The organism is Pseudomonas sp. DF5 (genome assembly GCF_058148225.1).
Window position 1 is genome coordinate 239,956 of the sequence record NZ_JBYVYM010000001.1, and the last position, 15,910, is coordinate 255,865.

At 59.0% G+C, this 15,910-nt stretch carries 15 protein-coding genes; all 15 read right to left on the bottom strand.

Annotated elements, in window-relative coordinates; all coding sequences use genetic code 11:
- Nucleotides 1–15: 15 nt before the first annotated feature.
- A complete protein-coding gene (locus AC30D7_RS01170; RefSeq protein ID WP_007894589.1) occupies nt 16–156 on the bottom strand; it encodes a hypothetical protein in 141 nt (46 codons plus the stop codon).
- Nucleotides 157–462: 306 nt separating this feature from the next.
- Nucleotides 463–1,980, bottom strand: coding sequence for a sigma-54 interaction domain-containing protein (locus tag AC30D7_RS01175; RefSeq protein ID WP_490132717.1), 1,518 nt, complete (start codon nt 1,978–1,980; stop codon nt 463–465).
- 10 nt (nt 1,981–1,990) lie between these two features.
- Nucleotides 1,991–4,639 carry a type VI secretion system ATPase TssH gene (tssH, locus tag AC30D7_RS01180; RefSeq protein ID WP_490132718.1) on the bottom strand — a complete coding sequence of 883 codons (2,649 nt, stop codon included), beginning with the start codon at nt 4,637–4,639 and terminating at the stop codon, nt 1,991–1,993.
- A gap of 13 nt (nt 4,640–4,652) precedes the next feature.
- Nucleotides 4,653–5,660 carry a type VI secretion system baseplate subunit TssG gene (gene tssG / locus AC30D7_RS01185; RefSeq protein ID WP_019580441.1) on the bottom strand — a complete coding sequence of 336 codons (1,008 nt, stop codon included), beginning with the start codon at nt 5,658–5,660 and terminating at the stop codon, nt 4,653–4,655.
- On the bottom strand, nt 5,624–7,411 hold the full coding sequence (gene tssF, locus AC30D7_RS01190; RefSeq protein WP_019650073.1) for a type VI secretion system baseplate subunit TssF: 1,788 nt from the start codon (nt 7,409–7,411) through the stop codon (nt 5,624–5,626). The genes tssG and tssF overlap by 37 nt, the downstream gene beginning before the upstream one ends.
- Nucleotides 7,412–7,435: 24 nt before the next feature.
- Complete coding sequence (locus AC30D7_RS01195) at nt 7,436–7,891, bottom strand: hypothetical protein (protein WP_033063809.1); 456 nt, start codon at nt 7,889–7,891, stop codon at nt 7,436–7,438.
- Nucleotides 7,892–7,985: 94 nt separating this feature from the next.
- Nucleotides 7,986–8,351 (bottom strand): hypothetical protein, encoded by a 366-nt coding sequence (locus AC30D7_RS01200; protein ID WP_490132719.1) that lies wholly within the window; start codon nt 8,349–8,351, stop codon nt 7,986–7,988.
- A gap of 2 nt (nt 8,352–8,353) precedes the next feature.
- Nucleotides 8,354–9,205, bottom strand: a complete 852-nt coding sequence (locus tag AC30D7_RS01205; protein WP_007934536.1) for a hypothetical protein — start codon at nt 9,203–9,205, stop codon at nt 8,354–8,356.
- Between the two features lie 4 nt (nt 9,206–9,209).
- Nucleotides 9,210–9,713, bottom strand: a complete 504-nt coding sequence (locus tag AC30D7_RS01210; protein WP_007934534.1) for a PAAR domain-containing protein — start codon at nt 9,711–9,713, stop codon at nt 9,210–9,212.
- Between the two features lie 43 nt (nt 9,714–9,756).
- Entirely contained in the window at nt 9,757–10,134 is a 378-nt protein-coding gene (locus AC30D7_RS01215; protein ID WP_490132720.1) for a hypothetical protein, read from the bottom strand.
- Nucleotides 10,135–10,168: 34 nt separating this feature from the next.
- Nucleotides 10,169–10,576, bottom strand: coding sequence for a type VI secretion system baseplate subunit TssE (gene tssE / locus AC30D7_RS01220; RefSeq protein WP_064621123.1), 408 nt, complete (start codon nt 10,574–10,576; stop codon nt 10,169–10,171).
- 12 nt (nt 10,577–10,588) lie between these two features.
- Nucleotides 10,589–12,064 carry a type VI secretion system contractile sheath large subunit gene (tssC, locus tag AC30D7_RS01225; protein WP_490132721.1) on the bottom strand — a complete coding sequence of 492 codons (1,476 nt, stop codon included), beginning with the start codon at nt 12,062–12,064 and terminating at the stop codon, nt 10,589–10,591.
- A 28-nt stretch (nt 12,065–12,092) separates the two neighbouring features.
- Entirely contained in the window at nt 12,093–12,596 is a 504-nt protein-coding gene (tssB, locus tag AC30D7_RS01230) for a type VI secretion system contractile sheath small subunit (RefSeq protein ID WP_019580435.1), read from the bottom strand.
- 32 nt (nt 12,597–12,628) lie between these two features.
- Nucleotides 12,629–14,185 carry a type VI secretion system protein TssA gene (gene tssA, locus AC30D7_RS01235; RefSeq protein WP_490132722.1) on the bottom strand — a complete coding sequence of 519 codons (1,557 nt, stop codon included), beginning with the start codon at nt 14,183–14,185 and terminating at the stop codon, nt 12,629–12,631.
- 793 nt (nt 14,186–14,978) lie between these two features.
- The gene (gene tagQ, locus AC30D7_RS01240) at nt 14,979–15,908 is read right to left on the bottom strand and encodes a type VI secretion system-associated lipoprotein TagQ (protein ID WP_490132723.1); all 930 of its coding nucleotides are present in this window, start codon (nt 15,906–15,908) and stop codon (nt 14,979–14,981) included.
- Nucleotides 15,909–15,910 lie beyond the last annotated feature (2 nt).

Here is a 15,910-nt window from a genome sequence, read left to right on the forward strand (position 1 = left end):
TGATGCTCCTTGCGGTCACTTGCCGCGATTGACCGCCTGCGGATCACCCAATGGGCGATAGGTGTTGTCGTTGTATTTGTAATTGCCGCTACAGCCGCCGAGGCCGCATAGAACGACGAGGGTCAGCAGGACGGCTTGCCAGTGACGAACAGGCATCAGAGGGTCTCCAGGGGTAGACAAAGCACAAAGCGCCGACCCTTTCGGGTGGCGCTATCAGAAGCGAATGAGGTGAGGCCGAGCGCTCTGGCCTGAGGCCTTGAAGCCGGCCTCTGTGGCGAGGGAGCTTGCTCCCGCTCGGCTGCGCAGCAGTCGTAAATCAGCAGATGTGGTCTGACTGAAGCACCGCGGCGCATGGTTTTGGGGCTGCTTCGCCGCCCAGCGGGAGCAAGCTCCCTCGCCACAGGGAATTCACTGGCCACAGTTGGCATTCCAACCAAGGTGATCGGGTGGCAGAAATCGAGATCAGCCATCGAAGTCACCCAAATTGATATTCAGTCGCCCGAGGCGGTACAGCAGCGTGCGCCGTGGCAGTCCGAGTTCGCGGGCGGCGAGGGTCTGGTTGCCGTCGTTTTTGCGCAGGCAATCGAGCAGCAGACTGCGTTCGACCTGCTCCAGGCGTTCGCGCAGGTTCAGGCTGCTGTCTTCCGGCATGGCTTCCATGCGCAGGGAGAAATGCTCGGCCAGCAACTCGCCGCCCTCGCACAGCAGCACCGCGCGCTCGACCAAACCCTTGAGTTCGCGAACGTTGCCGGGGAAGGTATAACCGGACAGGTGATCCAGCGCCGCATCGGACCAACGCACCGCATCGCGCTGCAGAAACGCGCAAGCCTTGTCGGCGAAGTGCCGTGCCAGGTCGAGGATGTCGCCTTCGCGCTGACGCAGCGCCGGCAATTCGATCGGGAATTGCGCGAGGCGATAGTACAAGTCCTCGCGGAACTTGCCTTCGCTGACCAGCACCGACAAATCCCGGTGCGTCGCGGCGATGATCCGCACGTCGATTTTGTGGGTGTCGTTGGAACCCAGCGGGCGGATCTCGCCTTCCTGCAATACCCGCAGCAACTTGGCTTGCAGCGACAGCGGCATGTCGCCGATTTCATCGAGTAGCAAGGTGCCGCCGTTGGCCGCATCGAACAGCCCGGCGCGGTCGCGATCGGCACCGGTGAAGGCGCCTTTGCGGTAGCCAAACAGCTCGCTTTCCAGCAGGTTCTCGGGGAACGCCGCGCAGTTCTGCACGATGAACGCCTGGGACCGGCGCGGGCCGCAATCGTGAATCGCTCGCGCAACCACTTCCTTGCCGGTGCCGGTTTCGCCGCGCAGCAGCACGGTGTACGGGCTGTGCAGGACTTTGCTGATCAACGAGTAGGTCTGGCGCATCGCAGCACTCTTGCCGATCAGGCCATAACCGCTGGCGCTCGGGACGTTGAGCGGCGCCGGGCGTGTATCACCGGTCGGCTGACGCAAACGCTGCAGCAAGTGCAGTTGACCGAGCACGAACGAGCCCAGTTGACCGAGGGAATCGGCAAAGCCTTGCAGGTCGATTACCCGGCGACTGGCGCACAGCAGCAACCCTTCGACAGCCTTCTGCTGATTGACCAGCGGCACACACAGCAGCGACTGCCAGGGCGTGGCCTGGAGCGGCAGGAAACTGGTTTCGTGCAGGCTGCCGCTCAGCTCGCTGAGGCACACCACGCGGTTCTGGCACAGGGCGAATTGCAGCAGTTGTTCACCGTTGTAATCCGCCGGCAGGCTGGCCCCTTCCCGGGGTTGCAGAACGCCGTTCAGGCACTCGGCGTTCATCCCCAGGCAAGTGTGGGTCGCATCCAGCAGGTACAACTGCGTCAGCTCGCAACCGCTGAGCTCGGCCAGGCCGCGCACGAAGTCACCCAGCAGCACAGCGCTGTCCGCCGCCCGCGACAGGCTGGCGAACTGCGCCAGCAAGGCTTCGGCATAGACCAGCGGTTGCGGCACTTGAGTGAACATCACACCCACCTCAGGCGAACTCGCACGTCACACTGGCATTGCCGTCGAGCGTCGCATGCACGCGCTTGAGGCTTTCACCGGTGGCCATCGCATCGAGCAAACGGTCGGCCACCAGCGGCAGCACATGCAGGTCGAGCAAGTGGTCGATCAGGCGCGCACCGCTGTCGCTTTGAGTGCAGCGTTCAGCCAGGTGATCGACAAGGTCCTGGGAGTAAGTGAAATCCAGCTGACGGCGGTTCAGGCGCTCGCCCAAACGACCGAGTTTGATTTCGATCAGCTCGCGCAGCACCGGGCCGCCCACCGGGTAGTAAGGCACCACGCGCATGCGCGCCAGCAATGCCGGCTTGAAGTGTTTGCTGAGCACCGGGCGAATGGTTTCTTCGAGGACTTCGGCGGTCGGCCGCGCGCCGTCTTCGCAGAGTTCGCTGATGCGGTCGCTGCCCAGGTTCGAGGTCATCAGGATCAGCGTGTTGCGGAAATCGATCTCGCGCCCTTCCCCGTCGTTTGCCACGCCTTTGTCAAAGATTTGGTAGAACAGGTTGAGCACGTCCGGGTCGGCTTTTTCGACTTCATCAAGCAACACCACCGAGTACGGTTTCTGCCGCACGGCTTCGGTGAGCATGCCGCCCTCGCCGTAACCGACGTAGCCCGGCGGCGCACCGATCAGGCGCGACACGGTGTGCTTCTCCTGGAACTCGGACATGTTGATGGTGGTGATGAAACGATCACCGCCGTACAGCAAATCAGCGAGGGCCAGCGCGGTTTCGGTCTTGCCGACGCCGCTCGGGCCGACCAGCAGGAACACGCCGACCGGTGCATCAGGTTTGTTCAGGCCAGCAGCGGTGGCACGCATCGAACGGTCGAGGGCATGAACCGCTTGCTCCTGACCACGAATACGGGTGCGCAGGTCGGTGGCGAAGCTTGCGACCTTGGCGTTGTGTTCGCGGGCCAGTTGCGCCAATGGCACACCGGTCCAGGCGCTGATCACTTCGGCGACCAGACGCGGGCAGACTTCGAAGCTCACCAGACGTTCTTTGACCTGAAGCTCAGTCAGAGCTTTGTGAGTTTCGTTGAGCGCGGTTTCCAGGGTTTCAACGCTTTGCGCTTCGTCCACCGGCAACGTTTCGATCACGGTGCCTTCGGCGTCTTCCTCGACCGTGATGGTCGGTTCGACAGCGGCGGTCTCACGGGCCTTGGCCAGTTGCTGACGCAGCTCCAGCAGGCGCTCGGCCAGCTCTTTCTGCTCGGTCCACAGCGTTTCGAGGGCGACCTTTTCGTCTTCGGCGTCGGCCAGGCGATCTTCCAGAGCGTCCAGCGCTTCGTGATCGATCAGCAGACCGGCTTCGGCGTCACGACGCAGGGCCTGACGCTGACGGCCACCTTCGGCCAGTTCGCCACGCAGGCGTTCCAGGCTTTCCGGGGCGGCGGCGAGGCTGATGCGTACGCGGGCGCAGGCGGTGTCGAGCACGTCGACGGCCTTGTCTGGCAGCTGACGACCCGCCAGGTAACGGGCGGACAATTCGGCCGCAGCAACCACCGCGTCATCGCGCAGGTAGATGCCGTGGCTCTTCTCGTAGACCTGAGCCAGGCCACGCAGAATCGTCACCGCTTCGCTGACAGTCGGTTCGTGCAGTTGCACCGGTTGGAAACGACGGGCCAGGGCCGGGTCTTTCTCGAAGTATTTTTTGTACTCCGCCCAGGTGGTGGCGGCGATGGTGCGCAACTCGCCACGGGCCAGGGCGGGTTTCAACAGGTTGGCCGCATCAGAACCGCCGGCGTTGCCACCTGCGCCGATCAGGGTGTGGGCTTCGTCGATGAACAGGATGATCGGTTTCGGCGAGGCTTTGACTTCGTCGATCACGCCTTTGAGGCGACGTTCGAATTCGCCTTTGACGCTGGCGCCGGCCTGCAACAGGCCCATGTCCAATGACAGCAGCTCAACGCCTTTCAAGACTTGCGGCACTTCACCGGCGGCGATGCGCGAGGCCAGGCCTTCGACGATAGCGGTTTTACCAACGCCCGCTTCACCCACCACAATCGGGTTGTTCTTGCGGCGACGAGCGAGGATGTCGACCATCTGACGGATCGCGCCATCGCGGCACAGCACCGGGTCGAGTTTGCCGTCGCGGGCCTGTTGGGTCAGGTTGTGGGTGAAGCGCTCCAGCAGCGATTCGCCGGGCACCGCCGGTTTGCCGGTGGCCGGTTGTTCTTTCTGCGACAGGGCGAATTCTTTCAGGCGCTCGATGTTCAGCTTGGCCAGCAACGACTGATAGCGGCTGCCAGCGTAGCGCATTGGGTTGCGCAGCAGCGCGAGGATCAACGCAGCCTGCTCGACCTGGCTCTGGCCCAGTTCGAGGTTGGCCACCAGCAAGGCATCTTGCAGCCACTGCACCAGTTCCGGGGCGAACACCGGGTTGCGCGAGGCGCTGTGCTCGACCCGCGATTGCAGCGCGGCGCTGAGCTCACCAGCGTCCACTTCGGCATCCTGCAATGCCCGGGCGAGCAGGCCTTGCGGACGCTCCAGCAGGCCCAGCAGCAAGTCTTCGACGAGGATCTTGCTGCCGCCACGGGCGACGCAGCGTTCGGCAGAACTTTCCAGGTCACGACGGGTTTCGGCGTCCAGCGCCTGGATAAGTTGTTGCAGGTCTACGTTGATCATGTGTCATCTGTCCTTAATGAATTTTGCTGCCCAGGGTCACCACGCCGTCCGCTTTTTCGCGGCCGAGCCAACTGGTCCACCCCAGGCGACAGGCGTTCTGCTCACCGATGCGAAGTTCGCGGATTTCTTCCTGGCGCAGCACCAGGCGAATGTCGTAATCGAGCGGGTCACGCAGGGTGAACCGCACCAGCGCGCACAACGGCTGGTAGCCGAAACCGATCGGCAGGAATTCGTGGAAGCGTTGCCAGTCGAGCTCGCGGATGTGAATGCGGAATTTGCCGCTGCGGTCGCGTACGTGTTCGCCCAGCACCAGGTCTTCGCCGAGCATGCTGTTGCCGCGACCGAGGCGATTGCGTTGCTCGTCGAGGATTTCGACGCGGCGCTCGATGCACTGCTCGATGGTCAGCTCGGCGTGCTTGAAGTAGTAGCGCAGCACCGCTTCGATCAACGCCGCCGAGTGCGCCCGCAAGCTGAGCAGGCCGAGGTACGGCAGCAGGCGTTTCCAGTTCAGTTCCTGGGCCTTGCGGATCTCTTCGCCGCCGAGGCCGATCAGGGCAAACAGCTGCGCCGAAAACGGGTCGAGCGCGCCACTCTGGAAACTCGCGCGGTAGCGATACTTTTGCCAGATCGGCAGCATCAGCCGTTGCAGGCGATGGTGAAACAGGTCGAGAAAGTTACGGGTCGGGTTGCCGTCTTCGCTGTCACCCAGCGCTTGTTCGCCATAAAACGCAGGCAACGGCGAACCGGAGCCGACCAGGCCGATCAGGTTGAAACGCAGACGCGCTCGCCTCATCCCGTGTTCTTCGAAAAACTCCACGCGATCGACGTCGCTGCCAGGGAAACCCAGGCTCGGATTGGCCTGGAATTCCAGCTGGTCGTACAGGTCGTCTTCGCTCAGGTGCGGGTGTGCATCGCGCAGCCGGTCGATCACCAGCAGCACGGCCTGAAACAGCGAGTACTCGCGTATTACCCGGGTCAGCCCGCTTAAAGCAGGGGCTGCAGGCCCATACGTGGTGTCCATTGGTACACCTCTCCCTGTGTGCTTTTTACCCGCAGCTCGTGGTACGAATTGAGACTGGCGTAAAGCGCGAAAAACTCGTTAAGAACCGAAGCGAACACGAACAGGTCGCCCTCGCCGATATACCCTTCCGGGTCGATGGTCAGCTCGGTGCGCAACCCGCGAACCGGCAACCCTCGGTGCAATCTGTCGACATGCTGGTGCTTGATCGACTTGAGCCCGCCCAGCAGGCGTTTGCTGACTTTTTCCGCGTGTTGGTCGTAGTAGCGCGGCAGGTCGTAGGTTTCGAGAATCACCTTCAACGCGTTGACGTCGGCCAGCGACAGATAGTTGAGCGACATGTTGCTGATCAGCTTCCAGAGGAAGTCGCGGTTCAGCGGCGGCGCGAAACTCGAGGTAGCCGGGGTGATGTTGCGGAAGCTCAAAAACTCCGGCGTCTCTTCACAGGCCATGCGGATGTCGCCGAGCTTGAGCTTGCGCGGCAGGTTCTGGTTGGTGCACATCAGCTCGATCGACAGGGTTTCGTGGGCTTCGGTATGGCGGATGCCGAAGCTCAGGTAGGTGTCGAGGCCGTCGTGCAGCAAGGACGAACGCTGGCGGATGCTGTAATGCGGACGGCTGTTGGGCACATCGAAACTCGGGTCGTGCTCGAAGGATTCGAACGGCACGTATTCCTGATAACCGAGACCGCCGGGCTTCCAGCCAGTCACGGTTTCCACCGAAAACACGCCGCAGTTTTCCAGGTCGTATTCGGCCGGCAGCAGCAGGTATTCGTCTTGTTTGCCGTCGAGGCGAATCGGCAGCGCATCGTGCTCGAACAGGTTGACGATCGGCGTGCAATAGAGCTTCACGTTGTCCAGGGTCGGACGCATCCGCATGATGCCGCTCTTGCGAATATCGAAGCGCAATTCAAGGCCGCGCATTTGCTTGAGGGTGTCTTCCGGCAATGCCTTGAGCAGGTCCAGACCGTTGATATCAACGAACAGGAATTTGTCCTGGAAAGCGAAATACTCCTGCAGGTAGCGATAGCCGCGGAAGGTGTTCAGCGGATACGGGATCAACGCTTCCTCTTCGGCAAAACCCACCGGCTGCACACGGTCGCCGGGCATCTTGAACGCCATCGGTTGACCGCTTACGCCGTTGATGGGCTTGCCGGCGCCGTCCAGCGGGATCAGCTCGATGCCTTCGAGGTTGCGCAACAGGCTCAGGTACAGCATCTGGCTGATGTAGCGCTCACCGGCAAAGTGCAGACGCAGACGGCTCAGCTCCAACTCGCCGAGGTGACCATCCGCGCTCATCTCCAGGCGCAGGCTCAACAGCGAACCGTCACCCTTTACCGAGTAATTCAGCGCGGCCAGATCCAGCGGCAACACCTCGGTCGGGTAGCACGTACGGAAACGGCAACGCACATCATCGACCGGCACGCTCTCCACCGGCGTATCACGCTCGACCCTCAACGCCGGCCCGGAACGCTTCAACGGATCGAACTGCAAAATGCTGAACGCCGGCAGCGGCCGCATGTAGTTCGGCCACAGCAACTGCATCAGGGAATGGCTGAGCTCCGGCAACTCGTCGTCGAGCTTTTGCCGCAGACGACCGGTCAGAAAGGCAAAGCCCTCCAACAACCGCTCCACATCCGGATCCCGCCCGGCCTGACCGAGGAAAGGCGCCAACGCCGGGCTACGCTCGGCGAAACGACGACCTAACTGGCGAAGTGCGGTGAGTTCGCTTTGGTAGTAGTGGTTAAAGGACACGGGTTACCTGCCTGGTAGTGGAACTCATGAAAAAACTGTCCTGTAGAGCGCGACTGTCAGACCGGCACAGACGTAACCGGCAATCAGGAGGTAAGGCACCAGCATGATCCAACCGTACGCCATGTAAGCCTCAGCACACGGCCCGGCGACCACACACCCCAGGCCATAAATCATCCATGGCACGGCGTAAAAGGGGATGAATTTCAAAGGCGCGAGCCAAACCATCCGAAGCGCTTGTTGCTCGTTTCGGTTCTTGGCGCCTCGGGACATCCACAGCGAAAACGCCAATAGCCCAGGAATGCCCCACCACAACAGGTACTGCCAATAGGTCTGGGATGAATCGAACGTTGAATACTCGCCAATCCACAGGGCATAGGAAGAAATCGCCAGTACCGCCAGCAATGGCCACCACAAGGCAGCCATGAAGAAACCCAGCTGCGCGCGGCTAAGCATGCGCATCTCGCCTGATACGTCGATCATGAGTGAACCACCATCCCTGGAGCCCCAGCAGGGCCAACCGGCAATACCGTCGCCAGGCAAGAGCGAAATCAATTCCGTTCATGTTACGGCCCGTTTAAACAAAACTTCGAGAGCGCCACGGCTCAATCTTCAAGCGCAGCACAAGCGCCAATACACTCATACTGGTAGTAAGACCACCATAGGCAAATGCTCGCACCGGGTTGTCTGGTAAGAAATAAAACAACACAACACCCAGCATTCCTGCTATCACCAGCAACTTCAACAAAACCTTAGGAATAAAGAAAACGATAAAATTGATCAGAATAAAAAAATAAAATGTCAGCTCTGCGGTACCACCTATTGCGACCCCCCTGTCTGTAAAGCCCACATGCGACTTGTAATAAACAACACCAATATCGTGCACATAAAAATACAAGACGCCAACGAGCAAATAAATAACGGCACCAACGAGAACTTTCACAATCACGCTTCCCATGTTTTATATTTTGCCAACAGGCCTGCGTCAATCGACGTCTTGAACCGTACATTAGAGGCTGGCTTGAACACTGTGCTTGCGATTGTCGCACCGCCAATCCCGAATCTTTGACCGCTCATGGCTCTTTTCTCGAGCACCAGCTCAAAGTTCTCGGAAGCCCACAAACAGGCCCTGATAATTATGAAGTTGTCATAGACATTCTTGCTGCCATCGTCGCTGCCGCCGAGCGTTCCGTCTGCCCAGTCAAGGCCGGTCTGGCCAGTCTTCCTGATTGCGGAATCAACCTCGCGGGTTTCCTCCCAATACTTACGGAAGGTATCCACTGCGAATGGAATTTGTCCCAGTCCATCTGTCCAGTAAGGATCACCTTCAACGAGACAAAGAAGATACTTCGCCCCACCTTCAGGTTGTTTCTTCCAGTCTCCCGGAAGATTTCTATAGTAAACAATCGATGGCCTGTCTACGATTGCAAAATCAATAATTGATTGCCATGTGTGTTGTCGATAAGCGTCGTACACTTCCGACCCTTCTACACTGCTTTTGGGGTTTACCCATAACCGCTCGCGATAGAAGTCGGCCAGCGGTTCAAACCACTGAATCTTTTCAGCGTATAACTTTTCAGCGCTCAGGATGCGAAAAGGCTTATCACAGATATCTGGTTTTACAGCGAATAGAGGTACGCCATTAGAACGAGTCACCAACCAAATTTCAGGGAGGCTCAAAACTCCTAGATCCGTTTCGTTGCTGGCCGTCGTTTTGTCATCAAGCCTTAACGCAGTAACACCGTCTTCGGTAACGAAGGTATAAGGCACGCCGCCAACTTCAACAATCGTTTCCAAAATACTACTCCGATGTTACAAAAATCGAGACAGGCTCAGGTTTCTGTCCCGTTGAGAAACAGGCGGACGTTCCGGTTACCGCAGTACCAAACTTCTCGATTCCACTTTCGGAAACTATTCTATAGTTCAGCCCCTCGACCATTTGTCCACTGGCAGTTTTGAAGGCAAAAACACGATTGAATATTCCGGGAATAATCACAGGTAACGGCGGCACAAAAGGCACCGGCGAATGCGAGTTTCCGATAATCACAGTCGAAGACCCGGCGGTAACCTTATTGCCATGAGTGCCGACTGAGTCGACGGTCGCCGCCGGTTTACCGTTGATCAAAACGGTCGTTGCTAAATCGCCAACCATCGCACCACCACACGCCGAGGCATCGCCTTGGCGGGCGGCCGCGAGGCCGTCGAAGAACACGTCGCCGGAACCGGCGGCGATCGGGTTGGTGCCATGGCCGGGGAGCGGGCAAGCGGTGGGATCGGATACGCGTGCTGCGGGTTTTCCTGACATTGGGCTCTCCTTAATTGACCTTGGCTTGATGACTGTTCATTGCTCAACCACACACTGGAATTTTCCAGCCCTCGTAACCCGTCGCTGTCGGATAGATCGCATGAGCGTTTACCCATTGCGCCCGTTCATCCGTCGTGAATTCGTTCTGCCAAATCAACCATTCAGACGACTTCAACAACGTGCCGTCTTTTGCGTACACCCTGAAAAAGGCTTCACTGGTGAAAAGACGGAAGATCTTTCCGGGAATACCCAGAGCCGAATACTGCGGAATGTAGGAGTTGATGTAACAAGTCCCAGGCTCGTTCCAGACTGTGGAGTACACGTGAGCGAGCCTTGAAGCCGTCACTTTCATGTAGCAGGCAGCCAACACCAGGGCAGCGGCAGTCAGGGCGATCAGCAGCAAAGCGCGACGCACGATCATTGCCAACGTACTTAGAACCCTCAATCGCATATCCCTAGTTGACCTTTACTTGACCGCTGCCATCCAGGCGCGCGGCGAAACTGACCTGGCGCTTGAAACCATCAACTTCCAGCAGGCCTTCGATGCTGAAGGACAGGCGAAGCTGATCGTTGTCACGCGGCAGGGAGATGACACGCACGTTGCTCAGGCGCGGTTCGTAGGCTTCGATGAAGCTTTCGATGGCCCGGCGGGCCTGACTCAGGGAGTCGTGCAGGCTCAGGCGCATGTCATTGAGATCGGGTAGCCCGTAATCGGACAGCGTTTGCACGCTGCCCGCACGGGTGCTGAGCATCTTGGCCAGATGGGCAGCCACCGACGCCATGGCGGAAACCTCGCGGCTCCAGCCGACGCGTTTGTCCGCGTCGCCATTCAGGCGTTCGAAAAGGCTGCCGTATCCAGTCATGAGTCGCTCCGTTTACTCTTTGTCCAGCTTGCCAACCAGCGACAGGGTGAAATCAGCACCCATGTACTTGAAGTGCGGGCGCACGTTCAGGCTGACGCGGTACCAGCCCGGCTCGCCTTCAACATCGCTGACGATGATTTGGGCAGCACGCAGCGGACGACGGCCACGAACTTCGGCGCTCGGGTTTTCCTGGTCGGCCACGTACTGACGGATCCACTTGTTGAGTTCCAGCTCGAGGTCGGTACGTTCTTTCCACGAACCGAGTTGCTCGCGCTGCAGCACTTTCAAGTAGTGAGCCAGGCGGTTGACGATCATCATGTACGGCAGTTGGGTGCCGAGCTTGTAGTTCAGCTCTGCCGCCTTGCCTTCTGCGCTGATGCCGAAGAACTTCGGCTTCTGCACCGAGCTTGCGGAAAAGAACGCCGCGTTGTCGGAGCCTTTGCGCATGGTCAGGGAGATGAAACCTTCCTCGGCCAGTTCGTATTCACGACGGTCGCTAACCAGAACCTCAGTAGGAATCTTGGTTTCGATTTCGCCCATGCTTTCGAAGTGGTGCAACGGCAGGTCTTCAACCGCGCCACCGCTCTGTGGGCCGATGATGTTCGGGCACCAGCGGAATTTGGCGAAGCTGTCGGTCAGCTTGGTGCCGAACGCGTAGGCCGTGTTGCCCCACAGGTAGTGCTCGTGGCTGTTGGCGACGGTTTCTTTGTACACGAACGATTTGACCGGGTTGTCTTCCGGGTCGTACGGGTTACGCAGCAGGAAACGCGGCACGGTCAGGCCAACGTAACGGGAGTCTTCCGACTGACGGAAGCTCTGCCATTTGGCGAACTGTGGGCCTTCGAAGTGATCCTTCAGATCTTTCAGGTCCGGCAGGCCGGTAAAGCTTTCTAGGCCGAAGAATTTCGGGCCGGCGGCAGCAATGAACGGCGCGTGGGACATGCAGGCTACGCTGGACACGTACTGCATCAGTTTCACGTCCGGCGAGCTTGGGGACATGTAGTAGTTGGCGATGATCGCGCCAACCGGCTGACCACCGAACTGGCCGTATTCAGCGGTGTAGATGTGCTTGTACAGGCCCGACTGCATCACTTCCGGCGAATCTTCGAAGTCATCCAGCAGGTCGTCCTTGGAGACGTTGAGGATTTCGATCTTGATGTTTTCGCGGAAGTTGGTGCGGTCGACCAGCAACTGCAGGCCACGCCACGACGATTCCAGGGACTGGAAGTCCGGGTGGTGCAGGATTTCGTCCATCTGGCGGCTGAGCTTGGCATCGATCTCGGCGATCATGCGGTCGACCATGGCCTTCTTGACCGGCTCACCGTTGTTCTGCGGCTTGAGCAGCTCTTCGATGAACGCCGACACACCGCGCTTGGCGATGTCGTAGGCTTCGTCGTCCGGGGTCAGGCGGGTTTCGGCGATGATGCTGTCGAGAATGCTGTATTCGCCGTTCTCGTTGCTCTTTTGCTGTGCTGCGCTAGTGCTCATTGTGTTGGCTTCCTTGGCTGATAGGGGCTCAGGCGTCCGGGGCTGCGGCGTTCAGGCCCAGCTCACCCAGTACGCGACCGCGGGATTCGTCGTCGGCGAGCACGCCTTCGATGGCTTTGCGGAACGCAGGCGCGTTACCCAGCGGGCCTTTGAGGGCTACCAGCGCGTCGCGCAGTTCCATCAGTTTTTTCAGCTCAGGCACTTGCTCGACCAGCGATGCCGGGTTGAAGTCCTTCATCGAGTTGACGCGCAGTTGCACGGCCAGCTCGTCGGCTTCGCCATCTTCCTGCAGACGGTTCGGCACGCTCAGGGTCAGGCTCAGCTCTTGCTTGGCCAGCACTTCGTCGAAGGTCATCTTGTCGATGCTGATCGGCTTGCGATCTTCGACTTTGCGTTCGTCCTTGCGGTGGGTGTAGTCACCGATTGCCAGTAGTTTCAGCGGCAGTTCAATCTCTTCCTGAGCACCGCCGGTGGCGGGTTTGAAGGTGACGTTGATGCGTTCCTTGGGGGCTACCGAGCCTTCTTTGGCCATGGCTTTTCTCCTTGCGGTTGTGGCCCTGGGGCCTATTCGAGTACCACTTCGAGATCGAGGTGGCACAGCCTGCGATAAATCTCTTCCTTGCGTTCACGCACTGCATGGTTCTGCGGTAACAACTCGCAGCAGCTATGCAGCAGGTGCAGCACTTCCAGCGCAAGATCGGGCTCCCAGGCGTGCAGGCCTGAGTCCTGTAATGTTTGGTCGAGGGTTTCGAGTTGGGTCTTGGCCAGTTCGTATTTCTTGGCCATGAAGCACAGCCGCGCGAGGGCGAACTGCCAGAAAAATCGGACCCGCCCGCCGTGGGCACTTTGCAAGCCCTGCTTGAGAATCTGCACGGCGGCCTTGAGGCCGTCCTTGCGCAGAATCGGCATGACTTCTTCCAGGGCCAGCTCCCAGGCCGGCTGGGTATCGGCGACTTCGACCTTGCGCGGCGCACTGGCGCTTTGCAGGTGCGGCATGACGTGGGCGCTGATCCAGGCGCGGGTGGCCGGATCCGCGAACGGCGCGCCGTCGTGGAAACGCAATTCGATGATGCCGGGCAGGCGCTGAACCAAAAGCGCGAAGTGGATTTCCACTTCGCGCATGGCCATCTCGGCGTTCAGCCCCTGAAGGCATTCCCAGACCATTCGCTGGCCATCGAACCAGAACGGCGCCTTCGCCAGGCTCGCCTCCAGCTCTACCAGCAGATCGGCGTATTTCCCTTGGTCGAAGCGGTCCTGATAGGACTTGAGTTTGTCTGCCGGCACGCCACGCAGGACGGTGATCTGCTCGGCATTGCGCTCGGGCACCGCGTCGATGGGCAGCCACAGCAACGTTCGATTGAGGCGCAGGGCACGCAGGTCGGTGGCTTTCTGTTTGAGCCACCAGGCGCACAACGGACGGGCGCTTTCCTGCTGGGCGCGCAGGGCTTTGTGGGCTTCTTTCTCGTTGTCGATCGGCGCGCCGGGAGTGAACAGCTGGGTCGCGGCCTGCTTGACCTGGGCCACCGCGGCGCCCACCACTCCGGGCTCCGGTTGGTTGTCGGCGGCGCGCTGAACCATGTTTTTCAAGCGACGGGAGATCGGCAGCAGCAACGGCGCGTCATCGCCCAAGTGCTCGGTGCACGCGGCGTCGAGGCCTTCCAGATGCTCGACCAGCCGGCGGAACAGCGGCAGTTGCTCTTTGATCGCAACGTTTTCGTTCAGCACCTGTTCAAGACGCGGCACCAACCAGCTGATGGCGGCGGAGCGGGTGCGGGCCTTGTTCGGGTGAACCTCGGCCCAATGGTTTTCACAGAGGTGGTGCAACAAACCGAGACCGGCCAGCAGCCCCTGGAAAGATTCACGCTGATACAACGCCCAGGTCAGCCACGCGCCAACACGCAAATCCTTGGATTGAGTGCGCAGCAGGTTTTCGCTGTTTTCACGGATTTTCAGCCAGTCGATCTGACCGCTTTCGTGCATGGACTGGGCTTTGGCCAGCTCGCTTTCCAATGCCTCATATTCGCTCGAAAAGCGAACATCCTCGCCCGCGAAATTCTCTTTGGAAACAGAGGCTTTTGCGAGTTCAAGGTAATGAGCGGAAAGTTTGCTTGAGTAGGACATCCATGGCCTTTAATTAGGATTACAGTCATACGGCCATTGGAGTTGCAATGGTGCCGGACAGTATCAAAGAGCTGCGATGAATCTCATCCAATTGAGTTCGCGCCCTTTCAAGTGCGCGCATCCTAATCACAATGATGGCCATTAGCAAGCACCCGTTTAAACAATAAAGCGGCGTCTTCTCTATTGCATGTAGGAGAAAACCCTATATGTGACAGGGGATTCCCTGGCGCCAGGTTTGACCTTTCCATCTTTGATGGTTACCCCCCGAAACCATTGAACCAGAGCGATCAATCAACCCTGCCAATCATCACCGATGAATTCATTTCCTGACGCTTGAGACAGCATGACAAAAATAAAAAATGAAAAATGTAGGAGCTTTCTGAAAAACACAGTCATCCATGTACAAAGCGATGATCGACAATAAGCACTTAAAAAAGTGACATCAAAATGATGGCACCTCTATATAAAGATATCGGACCTCGCTTCAGGTTCCTTCCAACATCAATTCTTTTGTTGAGGATAAGCGTATGTCTGCACCGACCAATGTTGTGCATTCACGTTATTGATCCCGTTTTTTAAGTGCTTACGTTTGAAATATTGAAGCCATCAGTACCTTGTATTCGTTCAGGGATTAAACGGCTCGGCACTTGGCAAAAATGGCGGACGGCGGATGAAGCGGGCGCTGGATCATTTACGAGCGCGGGAGATGGCGGCGCATGGCGCCTTGGCGTAGCCAGTACAGGTCATTCCCACGCAACACGTGGGAATGACCAAAGCCCTACAGAAAACTCAATCAAACATTCGGGCAAGGTACCGGTGCCCAGTCGCCCAGGTCCGGGTTCTTGCACATGCTGTTGACCTGAGTGGTGCCTGCGCTGGCGACTTGCTTGCTTTCCGCCTGTTTGGCTTGTGCGGTTTGCAGGGTTTTCTCGGTGGTGACCGCTTCTTTCGGCACGGTTGGCAGCACCGGTTTTTTCGCCGGTTTCACCGCTTTCTTGCTCTTGGTCGGGGTCACGGCCGGCGTGGTGTCGGCGGTTGCCACGGTGACCACGTCGTTGCGCTGCACGCCTACTTGCTGCAGGTCTTTTTCGTAGGCCTGGGTGTAGTTGTTCAGGTCTTCGCTGGCTTTACCGTTCACCGCGACGATCAGGTCGTTGGACTCTTTGAGGCCAGAAACGATTTCTGCCAGGCGCTTGCGACCCTCGGTGTCGTTGACGGTTTTGGCCTTGCGGTCAGCGACCAGTTTGGTGAACGCGCTCTGGTAGCACTGTTGCGAAGCCTTGGCGTACGCGGTGCTGCGGTCGATGTCGGCGGCACTTTTATTGACGTCGGAGGCATAGGACGCGATGCGTTGGTTGTCATCGACGATCTGCTTCTGACGTTCGTTGTAATAACCGACCGCGCCGCCCGCCAGGGCACCGCCCGCCGCACCGATGGCGGCGTTGCGGCCACGGTTCTCGGAATCGGTCAGGGCGCCCAACAGTGCACCGCCAACAGCGCCGACAGCCGCGCCGGTAACCACTGATTTGGTCATGTTCGAATCGGTTGCGCGCAGGTGCTGCACCGGCTCGTAGCAGTTCGGGTAGTACTCGACCTTGGTGCTCGAGGCGACCTTGGACGTCGGCGACGTAGCGCAACCGGTCAGCACGGTGCTGAAGCCAACAGCGATCAGCAGCAAGTGACGCTTGGAAACCGAAGCAAAAGCTTTACGGGAGGAAAGCATAG